The 16,072-nt window shown below is 63.9% G+C and carries 11 protein-coding genes and 1 pseudogene; 6 read left to right on the top strand and 6 right to left on the bottom strand.

Annotated features, from left to right (window positions below; genetic code table 11):
- Positions 1 to 38 precede the first annotated feature (38 nt).
- The 6 genes and pseudogenes from WDS16_RS05815 to WDS16_RS05790 all read left to right on the top strand — a co-directional run bounded on the left by WDS16_RS05815 (position 39) and on the right by WDS16_RS05790 (position 6,554).
- Positions 39 to 2,144 carry a RecQ family ATP-dependent DNA helicase gene (locus tag WDS16_RS05815; protein ID WP_338891193.1) on the top strand — a complete coding sequence of 702 codons (2,106 nt, stop codon included), beginning with the start codon at positions 39 to 41 and terminating at the stop codon, positions 2,142 to 2,144.
- Positions 2,145 to 2,383: 239 nt separating this feature from the next.
- Positions 2,384 to 2,884: pseudogene (gene ectA / locus WDS16_RS05810) on the top strand (diaminobutyrate acetyltransferase); the annotation flags it as partial.
- 48 nt (positions 2,885 to 2,932) lie between these two features.
- On the top strand, positions 2,933 to 4,207 hold the full coding sequence (ectB, locus tag WDS16_RS05805) for a diaminobutyrate--2-oxoglutarate transaminase (RefSeq protein WP_338893257.1): 1,275 nt from the start codon (positions 2,933 to 2,935) through the stop codon (positions 4,205 to 4,207).
- Positions 4,208 to 4,254: 47 nt separating this feature from the next.
- Positions 4,255 to 4,653, top strand: a complete 399-nt coding sequence (locus WDS16_RS05800) for an ectoine synthase (protein ID WP_068378612.1) — start codon at positions 4,255 to 4,257, stop codon at positions 4,651 to 4,653.
- Positions 4,654 to 4,689: 36 nt separating this feature from the next.
- Positions 4,690 to 5,622, top strand: coding sequence for a D-isomer specific 2-hydroxyacid dehydrogenase family protein (locus WDS16_RS05795; protein WP_338891190.1), 933 nt, complete (start codon positions 4,690 to 4,692; stop codon positions 5,620 to 5,622).
- Between the two features lie 17 nt (positions 5,623 to 5,639).
- Positions 5,640 to 6,554, top strand: coding sequence for an NAD-dependent protein deacetylase (locus WDS16_RS05790; RefSeq protein WP_338891188.1), 915 nt, complete (start codon positions 5,640 to 5,642; stop codon positions 6,552 to 6,554).
- A gap of 7 nt (positions 6,555 to 6,561) precedes the next feature.
- On the opposite strand, the gene WDS16_RS05785 is transcribed toward WDS16_RS05790, so the two are convergent.
- The 6 genes from WDS16_RS05785 to WDS16_RS05760 all read right to left on the bottom strand — a co-directional run bounded on the left by WDS16_RS05785 (position 6,562) and on the right by WDS16_RS05760 (position 15,734).
- A complete protein-coding gene (locus WDS16_RS05785) occupies positions 6,562 to 8,259 on the bottom strand; it encodes an MFS transporter (protein ID WP_338891186.1) in 1,698 nt (565 codons plus the stop codon).
- Between the two features lie 105 nt (positions 8,260 to 8,364).
- The gene (proB, locus tag WDS16_RS05780) at positions 8,365 to 9,501 is read right to left on the bottom strand and encodes a glutamate 5-kinase (protein WP_338891183.1); all 1,137 of its coding nucleotides are present in this window, start codon (positions 9,499 to 9,501) and stop codon (positions 8,365 to 8,367) included.
- 6 nt (positions 9,502 to 9,507) lie between these two features.
- On the bottom strand, positions 9,508 to 10,956 hold the full coding sequence (gene obgE, locus WDS16_RS05775; RefSeq protein WP_338891182.1) for a GTPase ObgE: 1,449 nt from the start codon (positions 10,954 to 10,956) through the stop codon (positions 9,508 to 9,510).
- Positions 10,957 to 11,139: 183 nt separating this feature from the next.
- The gene (gene rpmA, locus WDS16_RS05770; RefSeq protein WP_068378603.1) at positions 11,140 to 11,403 is read right to left on the bottom strand and encodes a 50S ribosomal protein L27; all 264 of its coding nucleotides are present in this window, start codon (positions 11,401 to 11,403) and stop codon (positions 11,140 to 11,142) included.
- Positions 11,404 to 11,469: 66 nt separating this feature from the next.
- Positions 11,470 to 11,781, bottom strand: a complete 312-nt coding sequence (gene rplU / locus WDS16_RS05765; RefSeq protein ID WP_032394581.1) for a 50S ribosomal protein L21 — start codon at positions 11,779 to 11,781, stop codon at positions 11,470 to 11,472.
- 221 nt (positions 11,782 to 12,002) lie between these two features.
- Positions 12,003 to 15,734, bottom strand: a complete 3,732-nt coding sequence (locus tag WDS16_RS05760) for a translation initiation factor IF-2 N-terminal domain-containing protein (protein ID WP_338891174.1) — start codon at positions 15,732 to 15,734, stop codon at positions 12,003 to 12,005.
- Positions 15,735 to 16,072: the final 338 nt, after the last annotated feature.

The raw sequence follows: 16,072 nt of genomic DNA, 5'->3' as shown, positions 1-16,072 counted from the left end.
GAGCCGACGGTGTCGGAGGTATGCGGCACCATGGACCCATGACCACCGCATCGGAAGCTCCGACAGACCTGCGTACCGACGCCGAGCGCCTGCTCCGCGAACTCGCAGGCCCGGTTGCCCGCCTGCGGGAAGACCAGTGGATCGCCATCGAGGCCCTCGTTGTGCACCGGCGGCGCGCTCTGGTGGTCCAACGCACCGGTTGGGGAAAGTCCGCTGTCTACTTCATTGCGGCAAAGTTGCTCCGGCAGCAGGGCCTGGGCCCCACCGTCATCGTGTCGCCTCTGCTTGCACTGATGCGGAACCAGGTTGCCTCCGCCGAACGAGCAGGCGTCAAGGCGGCGACCATCAACTCCGGCAACATGACGGAGTGGGAAGACGTGCACGCCGATGTGGCGGCAGGACGGCTCGATGTTCTTCTCGTCAGCCCAGAGCGATTGAACAATCCCGACTTCCGCGACCAGGTACTCCCGTCGCTGGCAGGCGACGCCGGTCTGGTCGTGGTCGACGAGGCGCACTGTGTGTCGGACTGGGGTCACGACTTTCGTCCGGACTACCGGCGAATACGAACTCTCATTTCCGAGTTGCGTGAAGGGATCCCCGTCCTGGCGACCACTGCTACAGCCAACGATCGTGTGGTGTCGGACGTCGCAGCCCAACTCGGCGTCGGAGGCGGCGACACTCTCGTACTCCGCGGCGGCCTCGAACGTGAGTCGCTGCACCTGTCGGTGGTGAAGATCGAGAACTCGACCGAACGCGCAGCGTGGCTGGCTTCCCACCTCGCGCAACTACCCGGATCGGGAATCATCTACACGTTGACCGTCTCCGCGGCACGTGACCTCGCGAGTTTGCTGTCCGACCAGGGGCTCGCGGTGTCGGCGTACACCGGCCAGACCGACACGACCGAGCGAGAGACCCTCGAAGCCGAACTGCTCAACAACGACGTGAAAGCCCTGGTCGCGACGTCTGCGCTCGGCATGGGGTTCGACAAGCCGGATCTGGGTTTCGTCGTGCACATGGGGGCGCCGTCCTCCCCCATCTCGTACTACCAGCAGGTCGGCCGTGCAGGTCGTGCGACCGAGCGCGCAGAAGTGATTCTTCTCCCCGGCCACGAGGACAGGCAGATCTGGAGCTACTTCGCCTCCGTGGCGTTCCCGCGTGAGCATGTCGTCCGGCAGGTCATCGACAACCTGGACCCGGTCAAGCCGCAATCGACGCCAGCTCTGGAACCCTTGGTCGATCTCAATCGAAGCCGCCTCGAGATGGTTCTGAAAGTTCTCGACGTGGACGGAGCCGTTCAGCGCGTGCGTGGCGGCTGGATCTCGACTGGTCAGCCTTGGACCTACGACGCAGACCGCTACGAGCGCCTCGAGCAAGCCAGAGACGCGGAACAGCAGGCGATGCTGGACTACCAGCGAACCGATGGCTGCAGGATGGAATTCCTCCGTCGCCAGCTCGACGATCCGAACCTCGGCGACGGTAAGGCCGAGTGTGGCCGATGCGACAATTGCACAGGGCAGTCTTACTCTTCCCAGGTCGACGCCACTGCGGTCGAATCCGCGAAAGCCAGGCTCGACCGGCCCGGACTGGACCTTCCGCCGCGTAAACAGTGGCCCAGCGGGATGAAGAAGCTCGGAGTCTCACTCTCGGGGAAGATTGCCGACGGGCCCGAACCAGGACGGATCCTCGGGCGGCTCACCGACCTCGGATGGGGTGGCCGGCTGCGTGCTGTCCTCGACGGCCCCGACGGTCCAGCGCCGTCGGCCCTAATCGACGGGTGTATCGCGGTGCTGGCATCCTGGGACTGGAAGTCACGGCCGACGGCTGTGCTCGCCCTGGAGTCGGATACGCACCCCAAATTGGTCCAGTCGGTGGCGGGTGAACTTGCGCGCATCGGCAAGCTGACCGACCTGGGCGTGCTTCGACGGAGGCCGGACCACCCGCGCGTCACGGCCGCCAACTCCGCGTTCAGGGTCGCCGGTCTCGTCGACTCGTGGGACGTACCGGATCTGAGCGGCACAGATGGCCCGTTGTTGCTTGTGGATCTGACGACCGACACCGGCTGGACGTTCACCTGCGCCGCGGCGGCGCTCCGGGGCGCAGGGGCGGACGCGGTGCTCCCGTTTGCCCTGGCCACCCCCAAGTAGTCCGTAACCCCGAAGTCCACGCCCTTCAGAGGGGTGACGCTCGACGTTAAGTCCAGACTGTCCATCGGGAACGGAAGTGTCGCGAAGAATCACCGAATCGGTCCCGCTTTTACCACACGGCAGCAATTTGTGACCAGCGTCACAATCACCCTGTCACCTGCGCAAGCACGGGGGTTTCGGCAACCAATCTCGGAAGCTACGTGAAAAGCCATGCCCACCTTGTTACGTTTGTATTTCCTATGAAGCCTGCACAGCTGAGAGCGACCCCAGTCACTGCGCCGGACGCAGTGAACTTTCGTAGTCCCAAGATTTCCGACGGAGTCCGGCTCTGGGAAATTGCAAGAGATTCGAGAGTGCTCGATCTCAACTCGAGTTACTCGTACATATTGTGGTGCAGAGATTTTGCGGCCACATCCGTCGTCTCCGACGTCGATGGACGAGCAGTTGGTTTCGTCACCGGTTACCTCCGGCAAGACTCCCCCACAACGTTTTTCGTGTGGCAGGTTGCGGTCGATGCCGATCAACGAGGCAAGGGCCTCGCCGGACGGATGTTGAACGAACTGCTCGACCGCCTTACCCCGCAGGGCATCACGCACCTAGAAACGACGATCAGCCCGGACAACGAAGCATCCATCGCGTTGTTCACGGCCCTCGCCCGAACACGAGGGACCGAAATAAGAAGATCAGATCTGTTCGCGCCCAACGATTTCCCTGATAGCCACGAGGCAGAAGAGCTCTACACAGTAGGCCCAGCCGCCGTGCGCACAGACGAAAGGAACACGCAGAACATGACCGAGAAGACGAAAACCACAGAGAAGCCCGACATCTTCGAGACCGTCGAGTCCGCCGTCCGTAGCTACAGCCGCCAGTGGCCGGCCGTTTTCACGACCGCGAAGAACTCCACCATCGTCGACGAAACCGGCCGCGAGTACCTCGACTTCTTCGGCGGCGCAGGTGCGCTGAACTACGGACACAACAACCAGATCCTCAAGGACGCACTGGTCGACTACATCCAGAGCGACGGCATCACCCATGGACTGGACATGTCCACTGTTGCCAAACGCGAATTCCTGGAGTCGTTCAAAAAGAACATCCTCGATCCGCGTGGCCTGAACTACAAGGTTCAGTTCCCCGGACCCACCGGCACCAACACCGTCGAAGCCGCACTGAAGCTCGCTCGCAAGGTGACCGGTCGCGAAGCGATCATCAACTTCACCAACGCATTCCATGGCATGACACTCGGTGCGTTGTCGGTTACCGGCAACTCGATGAAGCGAGCTGGCGCCGGAATCCCGCTGGTACACACCACGCCGATGCCGTACGACAACTACTTCGGTGGAGTCACCGAGGACTTCCAGTGGTTCGAACGTGTCCTCGACGATTCGGGCAGTGGATTCAACCGTCCGGCCGCCGTGATCGTGGAGACCATCCAGGGCGAGGGCGGAATCAACGTTGCACGCCCGGAATGGTTGCGCGCCTTGGCCGAGCTGTGCTCGCGTCGCGACATCCTCCTGATCGTCGACGACGTCCAGATGGGCTGCGGCCGCACCGGTCAGTTCTTCTCCTTCGAGGAAGCCGGGATCGTTCCCGATATCGTCACGCTGTCGAAGTCGATCGGTGGATACGGCATGCCGATGGCGCTCACACTGTTCAAGCCCGAACTCGACGCCTGGTCCCCGGGTGAGCACAACGGAACCTTCCGCGGATTCAACCCGTCGTTCGTCACCGCGAAGACCGCGATCGACACCTACTGGTCCGACGACAAGTTCGAGAAGGAGGTTCTCGCCAAGGGCGAGCACATCCGGGACCGATTCATCAAGCTCTGCGCCAAGTTCGACGGAGTCTCGACGCGTGGACGCGGCATGGTTCAAGCCCTGGTCTTCGACGAGCCCGAGATGGCAAGCAAGGTCGCGGCGCTCTGCTACGACGAAGCACTGCTCGTCGAAACCGCAGGACCGTCCGACGAGGTCGTCAAGCTGCTTCCGCCGCTGACCACGACCATCGAAGAACTCGATCGCGGACTGGACATCATCGAAAACGCGACAGTTAAAGTGTGCTCCTGAGCCACTTCTCGTACGTTTGAGACAACGCCAGCCGAAGGGAGCAGCACATGATCGTACGCACCACCGAAGAAATCACCGGAACAGACCGCGACATCAGCAGCGAGGACGGAAACTGGCGCAGCAAGCGCATCATCCTCGGCGGCGACAAAGTCGGTTTCTCATTCCACGAAACCACGATCAAAGCCGGCACGGTGAACAACTTTCACTACGCCAACCACATCGAAGCCGTGTGGCTCATCGAGGGCGAAGGCACGCTCACCGATCGTGAGACCGGTGAGACCTACGAACTCGGAGCTGGGTCCATGTACCTGCTCAACGGCAACGAACGCCACACCGTCGAACCTCGGACCCAGATGCGCATGCTGTGCGTATTCAATCCACCCGTGGTGGGCAACGAGACCCACGACGAAAACGGTGTCTACCCCCTCGTCGAGGTGCCTGCCTAAACCTCGCAGGCTCCCGCAACGCGTATCCTCGAGAGCGTGACTTCGCCCCGTTCGAAAGCCATAGCCATCGGTCCCGAAGAAGACCGAAAGTTGGTGAAAGCGATCGAGCGGGGTGGAGCCGTCTCTACGCCCTTGTCCGATGCCTCCGCGTTGATCTGGTCGGCTGGTCCGTCCGATTTCCCCGCGTCACTGCCGGACGGTGTTCGCTGGGTGCAGCTCCCCTCGGCCGGTGTCGAGTCCTGGTTCGACGCGCGAGCCTTCGAGGCCCATCCCTCTGTGGAATTCACCTCTGCTGCAGGCGCTTTCGCGGCGACCGTTGCCGAACACGCGCTGGCCTTGCTGCTTGCCGGAGTGCGCGCGCTCCCTGAGCATCTCCAAGCGCGCAGCTGGGAGCAAGAGCACCTCATTGGCCGAGTGGGAACTCTGCGCGGCGCAACGGTCACCATCGTGGGCGCCGGCGGAATAGGTCGCGCGTTGATTCCGATGCTCGCTGCACTCGGCGCCGAGGTCGTTGCTGTGAATCGCTCCGGCCGCCCCGTTCCGGGAGCGATACGAACCCTGCCGGTGTCGGCGCTCGACGAAGTGTGGTCGAATACCGATCACGTCGTCGTCGCGGCACCCGCCACCCCCGCCACGCGGCACCTCGTCGGCTCTGCCGAGCTTGCAAGACTGCCGAGGCACTCCTGGGTCGTCAACGTCGCACGCGGATCGCTCGTCGATACCGACGCTCTGGTCGAGGCGCTGAGAACCGAATCGATCGCCGGGGCAGGACTCGACGTCACCGACCCCGAACCGCTTCCTGACGGCCACCCGCTGTGGAGACTGACCAACGCGATCATCACCCCGCACGACTCGAACCCCACCGTGCTGCGCGAGAACGCGTACGCCGAGCATGTGGCCGCGAACGTGGCACGCTTCGTCGCTGGTGAGGCCCTCATCGCTCGTGTGGATCCGACTCAGGGATATTGAGCGCTAATCTGGAGTGCGTGGCTTCACCCGTCCGCCCTGACGTTGCCTCAGCGCATGTCCAACCCTCGGCGCATGTCCAACCCTCGGCGCATGTCCAACCCTCGGCGCAACTGACTGCCATTGCGCGGTTGTTGGAGGGCAAGCGAGTTGCGGTCGTGTCCGGCGCCGGGATGTCCACCGATTCCGGAATTCCCGACTACCGCGGACCGGACTCTCCCCCGCGCAACCCGATGACCTATCAGCAGTTCGTCGGCGACGACGAGTTCCGCCGCCACTACTGGGCTCGCAACCACGTCGGCTGGCGTCACATGGATGCAGCGCGGCCGAACGACGGCCATCGTGCTCTCGCCGCTCTCGAACGCCGGGGCATCGTCACCGGGATCATCACCCAGAACGTCGACATGCTGCATACCAAGGCTGGGAGCAGACAGGTGATCGACCTGCACGGAGTCTATGCCCGCGTCCGATGCCTCGACTGCCAGCAGTTGATGTCACGCTTCACGCTGGCTCGGCGGCTCGATGCGAAGAACCCGGGATTCCTGGACAGTGTCGCCCCTGCCGAGGGGGTGGAGATAGCGCCGGACGCCGACGCGATCATCACCGATACGGCGCACTTTCACATGGTCGATTGCGAGCACTGCGGAGGGATACTGAAACCGGACATCGTCTATTTCGGCGAGAGCGTACCCAAGCCCCGTGTGGCGCAAGCCTTCGATCTGGTGGACAGCTCGGATGCGCTTCTGGTGGTGGGATCGTCGTTGACGGTGATGTCCGGGCTACGGTTCGTCCGTCGAGCAGCAAAGGCGGCGCTTCCGATCGTCGTCATTAATCGCGGCCCCACCAGGGGCGACGAGTTCGCGACGATCACGACCCAGGCAGGCTGCTCGGAGACCCTGGCCGCGCTGGTGGACGCGCTGCCGCCCCTCGACTAGACCTCGTTCACACTGAAACTTCCGCCTCGTCCTCCACCCGCAGCCTGCCTGGGAGCAGTGTGAATGCAGCGATGGCGCCGAGGAAGGCGCTCCCCGCAGCTGCGACCGAGGACACATGCATGCCGTGCACGAAGGCCGCTTTGGACTCGGCGACGAACGTCGTCAGCGTCTCCTCGGCGTTCTGCTTCTGCTCCGCCATGACATCGGCGGGAATCCCACCCGCCTGCGGCAGTGCGGCACGCGCTGTCAGCGCCTCCGCGGACCGGCCCGCAAAGTCGAGTGCACCGCCGATGGACTCACTCGCGTCGGCGGTCGCCAGCGGAGTGACCTGGACTTCGGTCGGCAGCTGAGAGACGATCTGCGACGGCTGATCCAGTGCGGACGCCACGTCGCTGGGGGTCGTGGCCCCCAGGTCCGCGCGGAATGCCACTGCGAGCAGTGACCCGAGCACCGCCACACCGAGCGCGCCTGCGACCTGCCGGACGGTGTTGTTGACGGCCGATCCCGCTCCAGCCTTGTCGCGTGGAACGGCCCCCATGATCGCGTTCGTCGCCGGAGTCATCGTCAACCCCATGCCGGAGCCGAGCACGAACATCTGAACCTCGACGATCCACTGTGGCGTGGTCTCTCCTACCAGTCCGTAGGACAGCATCGCCAGCGCGAAGAGGGTGAGCCCGCTGCCTGCTACGTACCGCGCGCCGAACCGGTCGGACAGCTTGGCAGCTTGACTGGCCGAAATCATGACACCCGCGGCGACTGCGATCAGTGCAACACCGGCAGCGAGCGGGGTGTACCCACGAATGGCCTGCAGATAGTAGGCCAGGTAGAAGGTGGCACCCATCAACGAAAAGAACACGAGCGCAATCGAAATGGTGCCCGCGGAGAACTGTCGGTTCTTGAACAACGTCACGTCGATCGTCGGGTGCACACTTCGACGCTCCAGCACTACGAACAGGGTCAGCAGGATCGCCCCGAGGACGATTGCACCCAGCGACCGCCACTGCAACCAGTCGTTGGTGTTGCCGCCCTCGATGATTCCGAAGACGAGCACCACCAGGGCCACGATGGACAGGATCACTCCGAACGGGTCGATCTTGCCTGGGTTCGGATCCTTCGACTCTGGAACCAGCACGAAGATCAATGCGACACCGATGATGACGATCGGCACGTTGACGAGGAAAACCGATCCCCACCAGAAGAATTCGAGCAAAGCACCACCGGTGATCGGACCGAGTGCAATGGCGATTCCCGACGCCGCAGCCCAGATGCCGATTGCCTTCGGCCGCTCGTCCGGTTCGAACACGTTCTGAATAATCGACAGCGTCTGCGGCTGAACGGCCGCCGCGCCGATACCCATGAGCGCCCGGTAGACGATGAGCTCGGTCGCACTGTCCGCCGTCGAGCACAGCGCTGACGTGATGCCGAACAGCACCATTCCGATGACAAGGGTCCGTTTACGCCCGATCCGGTCACCGGTGACACCCCACACGATCAGCAGTCCCGCGAAGACGACCGCGTAGCTGTCCACGGCCCATTGCATCGCGCTCTGCGACGCATCGAGGTCGGACTGAATAGTCTTCAGTGCGACGTTGAGGATGGTGTTGTCGAGGATGACGACCAGCAGGCACACGACCATGACCGCGAGAATGAGCCAGCGCCGCCGGAACACTGCATCCGCGTCGGTCGAGAAGTCGGTCCGGTCCATAGCGCTCCTAGATCACCTTCGGTGCACACCATCGAACTGCCGATTCATGTGCAGCGCAACACCTACGACCGAAAACGAACCGCTTTGTCCGGTATGGGCGGAAATCTAGGTTGCGACCGATACCAGGTCGTCGGCGTGAACGACGGGACGCTGCAATTCCGGCGAAAGATCGGAGCTGGACTTTCCGAGCATTCCGGTCAGCTCGGAGGCATCGTATGCGGCGACCCCACGAGCAACGACGAGTCCGTCGGGATCGCGCAGTGCAACGACATCGCCTCCGTAGAAGCGTCCGGAAATTCCGGTGATTCCCGCGGACAACAACGACCGCCGACCGCCGACCACCGCAGTGACCGCACCCGCGTCCAGATGGAGATCGCCCTGCACGTCGGCGGCGTGACGAACCCAGAATCGCCGCGAGGACAGCCGTACCGGTCGACCGGCGAAAGCCGTCCCGACGTGCGCTGTCGTCAATGCGACGTCGGCGTCCGCTGCCGCTGCGAGTAGGACGGGAACACCGGCGTCCGCGGCCAGGCGCGCAGCGGACAATTTGGATGCCATTCCGCCGGTACCGAGGGCTCCCCCGGACCCGGCCACGACTCCGTCGAGGTCTTCCGGGCTGTTCACCTCGGGAATCAGCACGGCGTGGCCCTTGCGGGGATCACCGTCGTAGAGACCGTCGACGTCGGACAGAAGTATCAGGGCCTCGGCGCCCGCGAGGTGCGCGACGAGTGCAGCCAGTCGATCGTTGTCGCCGAAGCGGATCTCGGCCGTGGCCACCGTGTCGTTCTCATTGACCACGGCGACCGCGCCGAGGGACCGCAAACGATCGAGGGTGCGTTGCGCATTGCGATGGTTGGTACGACGAGCGATGTCCTCGGCTGTGAGCAGCACCTGCCCGACGGTCCGTCCGTACCGCGCGAACGACGTCCCCCACGCATGTGCCAGTGCGAGCTGCCCGACGCTTGCGGCAGCCTGCTTCGTCGCCAGATCCCGTGGCCTCTTGGTCAGTCCCAGGGGCGCGATCCCAGCGCCGATAGCTCCGGAGGACACCACGATCACGTCGGTACCTGCCCGCATCCTGGCCTCGACGGCATCGGCAAGGAGGTCGAGGCGTCCGACGTCGAGACCACCGACGAGCGAGGTCAACGCGGAGGAGCCGATCTTGACCACGATCCGTTTGGCATCGGCAATGGTTGCCCTGGTCGCCGATACCCCGACAGCAGAATCGGATTCAGCAGTCACGTCCACTCACTCTTCGGTGTCGAGTCCGCGGCGGACTCGACGAGCATGCTTGCGTTCCTCCGCACCGATGCGCTCGACCTGATCGAGTCGAATATCGGTACCGCGACCCGTACGGGTGATCTCCACGCCGGCGGTCGTCTGTGGCTCCCAGTCGAACGACACGTCGCCGATGGTCACAGAGGCGCCCGGCTGAGCTCCCAGCTTGATGAGAGCGTCCTCGACGCCGAGGCGCGCCAGACGGTCCGCGAGGTACCCGACCGCTTCGTCGTTGCTGAACTGCGTCTGACGTACCCAGCGTTCCGGCCTGGTGCCCAGTACGACGAATCCACCCGGCACATCGGGATCCTTGATGACCTGGAAACCCTCTTCGTTGCGGGCAACGGGCCGAAGGACCGGTCGACGAGGTTCTGCCGGCGGGTGCGCGATGCGGTAGTCCTCGACCATCTTGCCGAGGGCGTAGATCAGCGGCTTCAGGCCTTCGTGACTCACAGCGGAGATCGTGAAGACAGGCCAGCCGCGAGCTTCGAACTCGGGGGTGACCATCTCTGCCAACTCGGCGGCTTCGGGGATGTCCGCCTTGTTGAGAACGACGATCCGCGGACGGTCGGCGAGGTCACCCAAGCTTGCGTCACCGAGCATCGCAGGCTTGTAGGCCGCGAGCTCGGCTTCGAGAGCGTCGACGTCGGAGACCGGGTCGCGGCCCGGATCCAGTGTGGCGCAGTCGACTACGTGAGCCAGGACCGCGGTTCGTTCGAGGTGCCGCAGAAAGTCGAGACCAAGCCCCTTGCCTTGGCTCGCACCGGGGATCAGGCCGGGGACATCGGCCACCGTGTAGGTCGTATCGCCGCTGGAGACGACACCCAGGTTCGGCACGAGCGTGGTGAACGGGTAGTCGGCGATCTTCGGCTTGGCGGCGGACAACACCGACACCAGCGAGGACTTGCCTGCGGAAGGGAACCCGACGAGGCCGATATCGGCAACCGACTTGAGTTCGAGTACCAAGTCGCGCTCGATGCCCTCCTCGCCGAGGAGGGCGAATCCGGGCGCACGACGAGCCTTCGACGCCAGCGCTGCATTGCCCAGTCCGCCGCGACCTCCCGGTGCAGCGTCGAATCGGGTGCCTTCGCCGATCATGTCGGCGAGAATGCGGCCGTTCTTGTCCAGGACGACCGTTCCGTCGGGGACCTTGAGGATCAGATCCTCACCGTTGGCCCCCTCTCGGTTCCCGCCCATTCCCTGCGTTCCGTTGCTCGCCTTGGCGTGCGAGTGGAAGTGGAAATCGAGAAGCGTATGGACGCTGCTGTCGACGACGAACACGACGCCGCCACCCTGACCGCCGTTGCCGCCGTCGGGGCCACCGAGCGGTTTGAACTTCTCGCGATGAACCGAAGAGCAGCCGTTGCCGCCTTTACCGGCACTGACATGCAGTACCACGCGGTCGATGAATCGTGACATAGCTGCCTTCGATCCTTCCTCGGTCGTTCTTACCGACCGAAATGTTCGATGCCCTAGGAAAGACGATAAGGGCGGACCCGGGTTGAATGACCCTGGTCCGCCCTTATCGACTGGCTTGGGCGCGTCGCTTGGTAGGTCGGACTTCTCCAACCTACGTATCGACGCAGATGATGCAGTGTAGGACTAGACCTCGACTGCGACCGGAACGATGTTCACGGTCTTGCGTCCACGCTTGGCGCCGAACTCGACTGCGCCTGCGGACAGAGCGAACAGAGTGTCGTCGCCGCCACGGCCGACGTTGACGCCGGGGTGGAAGTGAGTGCCACGCTGACGAACCAGGATCTCGCCTGCGCTGACCGTCTGGCCGCCGAAACGCTTCACGCCGAGGCGCTGAGCATTTGAGTCGCGACCGTTACGGGAGCTTGATGCACCCTTCTTATGTGCCATGTGCGTACCCTCCTCGGGTAAGAAGAACGCCAGCTCCGCGAGCAAAACCGGCTGTGAGAGAACTGGTTACTTGATACCGGTGACCTTGAGGACAGTCAGCTTCTGCCTGTGTCCCTGACGCTTGTGGTAGCCGGTCTTGTTCTTGAACTTGTGGATGCGGATCTTCGGGCCCTTGGTGTGCTCGACGATCTCACCGGCGACGGAGATCTTCGCCAGCTTGTCTGCATCTGTGGTCAGGTCGGATCCATCAACGACGAGGACCGGAGCAAGCGAGACAGCAGTGCCGGGCGCTCCCTCGATCTTCTCGACCTTGACGAGGTCACCAACAGCGACCTTGTACTGCTTTCCGCCGGTCTTGACGATCGCGTACGTTGCCATCGGAGGGCTACCCCTTGCTTCTTCGAACTTGCTCGCGCTGCCCACGGCAACACGACTGGTCTGATCTTGCATTGTTTCTTGCTACCGGGTGTGAACGTTTGCGTGGCACTCGAACTGGACCGCGAACGGAGTCAAGGCATAGCAGAACACTGTCACCGGGAGCGACTTATCAAGGTTACGGCAGACGGGCGGCCATGGTCAAACCGCCCGTCTCCGGCCCCCTACGCGTCGACCGGAGGCCCGGCCGGTCGCGCTGCGGCACGACGTCGACGAGGCTTGGTCACCGGCACCTCTTGGACAGTTTCAACGCTGTCCACCTGCGTGAAAGCCGGAGCAGTCACCGGTGCCGGCGCCGGCTCGTCGGCGTCCGTGCCAGCGTCCGAGGTAGCCGGAATCACGAACACGGTTCCTGCGTCGGGCGCTTCTGCAGCGGGTGCAGCCGCTTTCCTGGCTACACGCCTACCGCGTCTCGCCTTCACGACAGGCTCGGCTGCCGGCGAACCGGAGGGATCCCCCGCACTCGATTCCGACGCTGCAGAATCCGGCTCAGCAGAACCTGCCACCGCATCGGACACCGTAGGTTCGGGCGTCGTGGAGTCCTGAGCGACATCCGAGGGGACCTCGCCAGCGACTTCCGAAGAAACCTCGCCAGCGACATCCGAGGGGACCTCTACAGCGACATCCGAGGGAACCTCTACAGCGGGTTCCAGCGGCGCACCTGCGGGGGCCGCTGCGGCAGGCCTGGACGCCTTACGACGTCCGCTCCTACCGCCGCGGCGGGCAGGAACTTCGCTCGGCTCCGGTGCAGACGCCGTGCCGGCGGGTGCAGAGGACGAATCGGTCGCGTTCTCCTCGGGAGTGTCCGGTGAACTGTTGCCCTGGGCAGCAGCAACCTCCGAGGCGCCGATGATCTGCGGAGTCGACTCCGAGGCGGAGTCGGCCCCGTTGTCGATGGTCCCGTTGTCGATCACATCGGCAGGCGTGACATCGGCGACGACGTCGTCGTGATGGGCGGCCATGGCGAGTGCAACCGGATGCGCACGCTTGATCGAGGGGTCTGCCGTAGTTTCGGAATGCTCGGAGGAGCCCGCACTTCCGCCGGAACCGGCGTTGTCGGACTTGTCGCGACCACGCCGCTTGCGTGGAGTACTCGAGTCGCCCCGCGAAGAGTTGGACCGCGAACCGTCGTCCGGCTTGCTCTCGACCGGGAACGGATGAACGATGATTCCTCGGCCCTGGCAGTGCTCACAGTTGGTCGAGAACGCTTCGACCAGACCAGTTCCCAACTTCTTTCGTGTCATCTGGACCAGTCCGAGCGACGTCACCTCGGACACCTGATGACGCGTCCGATCGCGTCCGAGTGCTTCGGTCAGCCTGCGGAGCACAAGATCACGATTCTGCTCGAGAACCATGTCGATGAAGTCGACGACGATCATCCCGCCGATGTCGCGCAAGCGCATCTGTCGAACGACCTCTTCGGCAGCTTCGAGGTTGTTTCGGGTGACCGTCTCTTCGAGATTTCCACCTGCGCCGGTGAACTTGCCGGTGTTGACGTCGACGACGGTCATAGCCTCTGTGCGATCGATGACGAGGGTTCCGCCCGAGGGCAACCAGACCTTTCGATCCAGTGCCTTCGCTAGTTGCTCGTCGATCCGATGCGCCTCGAAGACATCCGGCTGGCCGGGCTCCACGACGTGCCGCTGAAGCTTCGGCAGCATGTCTGCGGCAACGGTTTCGATGTAGTTCGACGTCGTCGTCCAGGCCTTCTCACCCTCGATGACAAGCTTGACGAAGTCCTCGTTGAACAGGTCACGGATGACCTTGACGAGAAGATCGGGCTCTTCGTACAGGGTCTGTGGCTGGCTGCCCTTGCTCGACTCGGCCTTGGCCGATGCCTCTTCGATCGTCGCCCACTGCGCCTGCAACCGCGTGACGTCGCGTGCGAGTTCCTCCTCGCTGACCCCCTCGGCGGCGGTCCGAATGATGACCCCGGCCTCCGCAGGCACGATCTCGCGCAGGATTTCCTTCAGGCGCTTGCGTTCGGTGTCCGGAAGCTTGCGGCTGATGCCCGTCGAACTGCCACCGGGGACGTAGACGAGGTAGCGACCTGCCAGCGAGAGCTGGGTCGTCAAGCGGGCGCCCTTGTGCCCGACAGGATCCTTGCTCACCTGAACCAGTACCTGGTCACCCGGCTTGAGCGCCTGCTCGATCTTGCGCGAGTTGCCGCCCAGACCTGCGGCGTCCCAGTTGACTTCACCGGCATACAGCACGCCGTTACGACCACGGCCGATGTCGATGAACGCCGCTTCCATGCTCGGCAGCACATTCTGCACCCGGCCGAGGTACACGTTTCCGACCATGGAGGCCGACGCGCTGCTCGTGACGAAGTGCTCGACGAGCACGCCGTCTTCCAGGACAGCCACCTGAGTGGTATCACCGTGATCAGGGAACGACTTCTCGCGGACGACCATTACACGGTCGACGGATTCACGACGAGCCAGGAACTCCGACTCGGTCAGGATCGGCGGACGACGGCGACCGGCGTCTCGCCCGTCGCGGCGCCGCTGACGCTTCGCTTCCAGGCGGGTGGACCCGCTGATTCCCTGAACCTCGTCTTTGGTACGCGGCTTGTTGCGGGGCTCCCGCTCGTGGACCACCGTGTTCGGCGGATCATCCTCGGACGACGCAGCATCGGAGGACGCCTCTCCAGAACTGCGACGACGACGGCGCCGACGCCTGCGACGGCTCGAACCATCCGACTCGTCCTGGTCGTCGTCGGTGTCGTCGGCAGACGCGTCTGCCGCGGAATCCTCGGCGTCCGTCTCGGCGGGCGGAGTCGACTCATCCTCGGAGGACGAGTCGGCCGCTCTGGACCCCCCGCGCGATCGACTACGCCGACGCGAGCGGCGTTCACCACTGGGCTTGTCCTCGCTACCGGACTCCGAATCGGTCGACGAATCCCCGTCGGCCGATGATTCTTCGTCCGACTCCGAATCTGCATTCTCGACGGACGACTCCTGGCCGTCGGAACTTGCCTGACTCTCGTCGTCGCTGTCGCCGTCCTCGGAGGTTCCATCGCTCGACTGGTCGCCGCGACCGCGACCGCGGCCACGTCGTCCTCGCCTGCGACGTCGAGGCTGTGACTGATCGTCGCCGTCGTCACCCTCGTCGCCCTGACCCGAGGAATCCGACTCGGCACGGGCGTCGTCGGTATCGACGAGCTCATTGCCGGAACCCGTCTTCGAGTTCTCGTCGCTGGACTTCTTCGCGTCACTGCCTACCGTTTCGGGCGTAGCGGTGACCGCTGCGTCCGCAGTAGCGCCTGCGGACTCGGACGTGACACTTCCGGTCGACTCGGACATACCGTCGGTCGCATTGGCGTCGACTGCAGGGCCTGCAGCCTTCTTACTGCGCCGACGTGCACGTGGCGCCTCGGCGACAGCCTCGGGCTGCAAGAACAACGGTCCGGTGAATGCGGGACGGTCGCCTGGAGCACGCTCGGTGGCTACGGCGACGTCTTCGGTGGAGAACAACCCGGTCGGCTCGGCAACTGCCTGCGTGGGCTCTGCTGGCTTCGACTCTGCTGGCTTGTCGACAGCAGGTTCCTGAGCAGCAGGTTCCTCCCCAGCCTTCTCCTCTCCAGCCTTCTCCTCCACAGCCGGTGCATCGACCGCTACCGGCGCAGCCGCAGTGTCTTCAGGCGTCGTGAAGGCCGCATGCACGGTCTCGGCGACGTCGCGGCCGAGGCTGGATTGCGCGCTGCGTGCTTCGATGCCAAGGTCACCGAGCTTGGCGAGCACCTGCTTGCTGGTGACACCGATGATCTTGGCCAAAGCGTGCACACGCAGGCGGTCGGGGAACGACGGAGTTGCCACAGCGGACGCATCTGCGCCACCTGCAGAACTTCCCGTGTTCGAATTCTGTACATCTTCGGGCGGGGCTTGATCGGCCACGTATGTCTCCTCGGGCCCCCGGGCGCGTCCACCTGAAGTGTGACGCGGCCACGCGAGGGCAATCCTTGTGTCCTGACGAAAGGTTTGACGTCAGTGTCGTCTGGTCTTGCTCCGCACCTGGTGCACTGTCCACGGCAAGTGGCCGGTGCGCCGAGCGCGGTGCCTGGCTGGATGGCTTTTTGTGTCCTTCGAGTACGAGCGCCTGATCATCAAGCATGCCTGAGGCGGCAAGGGTGTCCCCTCGCCGTCGGCAGCGATGACGGGCATCGCACACTCCGGAGTCATCCGGTTGCTGTCACGAGAACGCCACTGTCGTGGCGTTCGATCGTCCTGCTGGT

Source organism: Rhodococcus sovatensis (assembly GCF_037327425.1).
GTDB lineage: Bacteria > Actinomycetota > Actinomycetes > Mycobacteriales > Mycobacteriaceae > Rhodococcoides > Rhodococcoides sovatense.
Note: the sequence above shows the minus strand (reverse complement) of the source record. Positions and strands in the feature narration are given on the sequence as shown.

Coding starts and splice junctions, on each gene's coding strand:
- WDS16_RS05815 (WP_338891193.1), top strand. CDS start 39: ATGACCACCGCATCGGAAGCTCCGACAGACCTGCGTACCGACGCCGAG.
- ectB (WP_338893257.1), top strand. CDS start 2,933: ATGACCGAGAAGACGAAAACCACAGAGAAGCCCGACATCTTCGAGACC.
- WDS16_RS05800 (WP_068378612.1), top strand. CDS start 4,255: ATGATCGTACGCACCACCGAAGAAATCACCGGAACAGACCGCGACATC.
- WDS16_RS05785 (WP_338891186.1), bottom strand. CDS start 8,259: ATGGACCGGACCGACTTCTCGACCGACGCGGATGCAGTGTTCCGGCGG.
- obgE (WP_338891182.1), bottom strand. CDS start 10,956: ATGTCACGATTCATCGACCGCGTGGTACTGCATGTCAGTGCCGGTAAA.
- rpmA (WP_068378603.1), bottom strand. CDS start 11,403: ATGGCACATAAGAAGGGTGCATCAAGCTCCCGTAACGGTCGCGACTCA.
- rplU (WP_032394581.1), bottom strand. CDS start 11,781: ATGGCAACGTACGCGATCGTCAAGACCGGCGGAAAGCAGTACAAGGTC.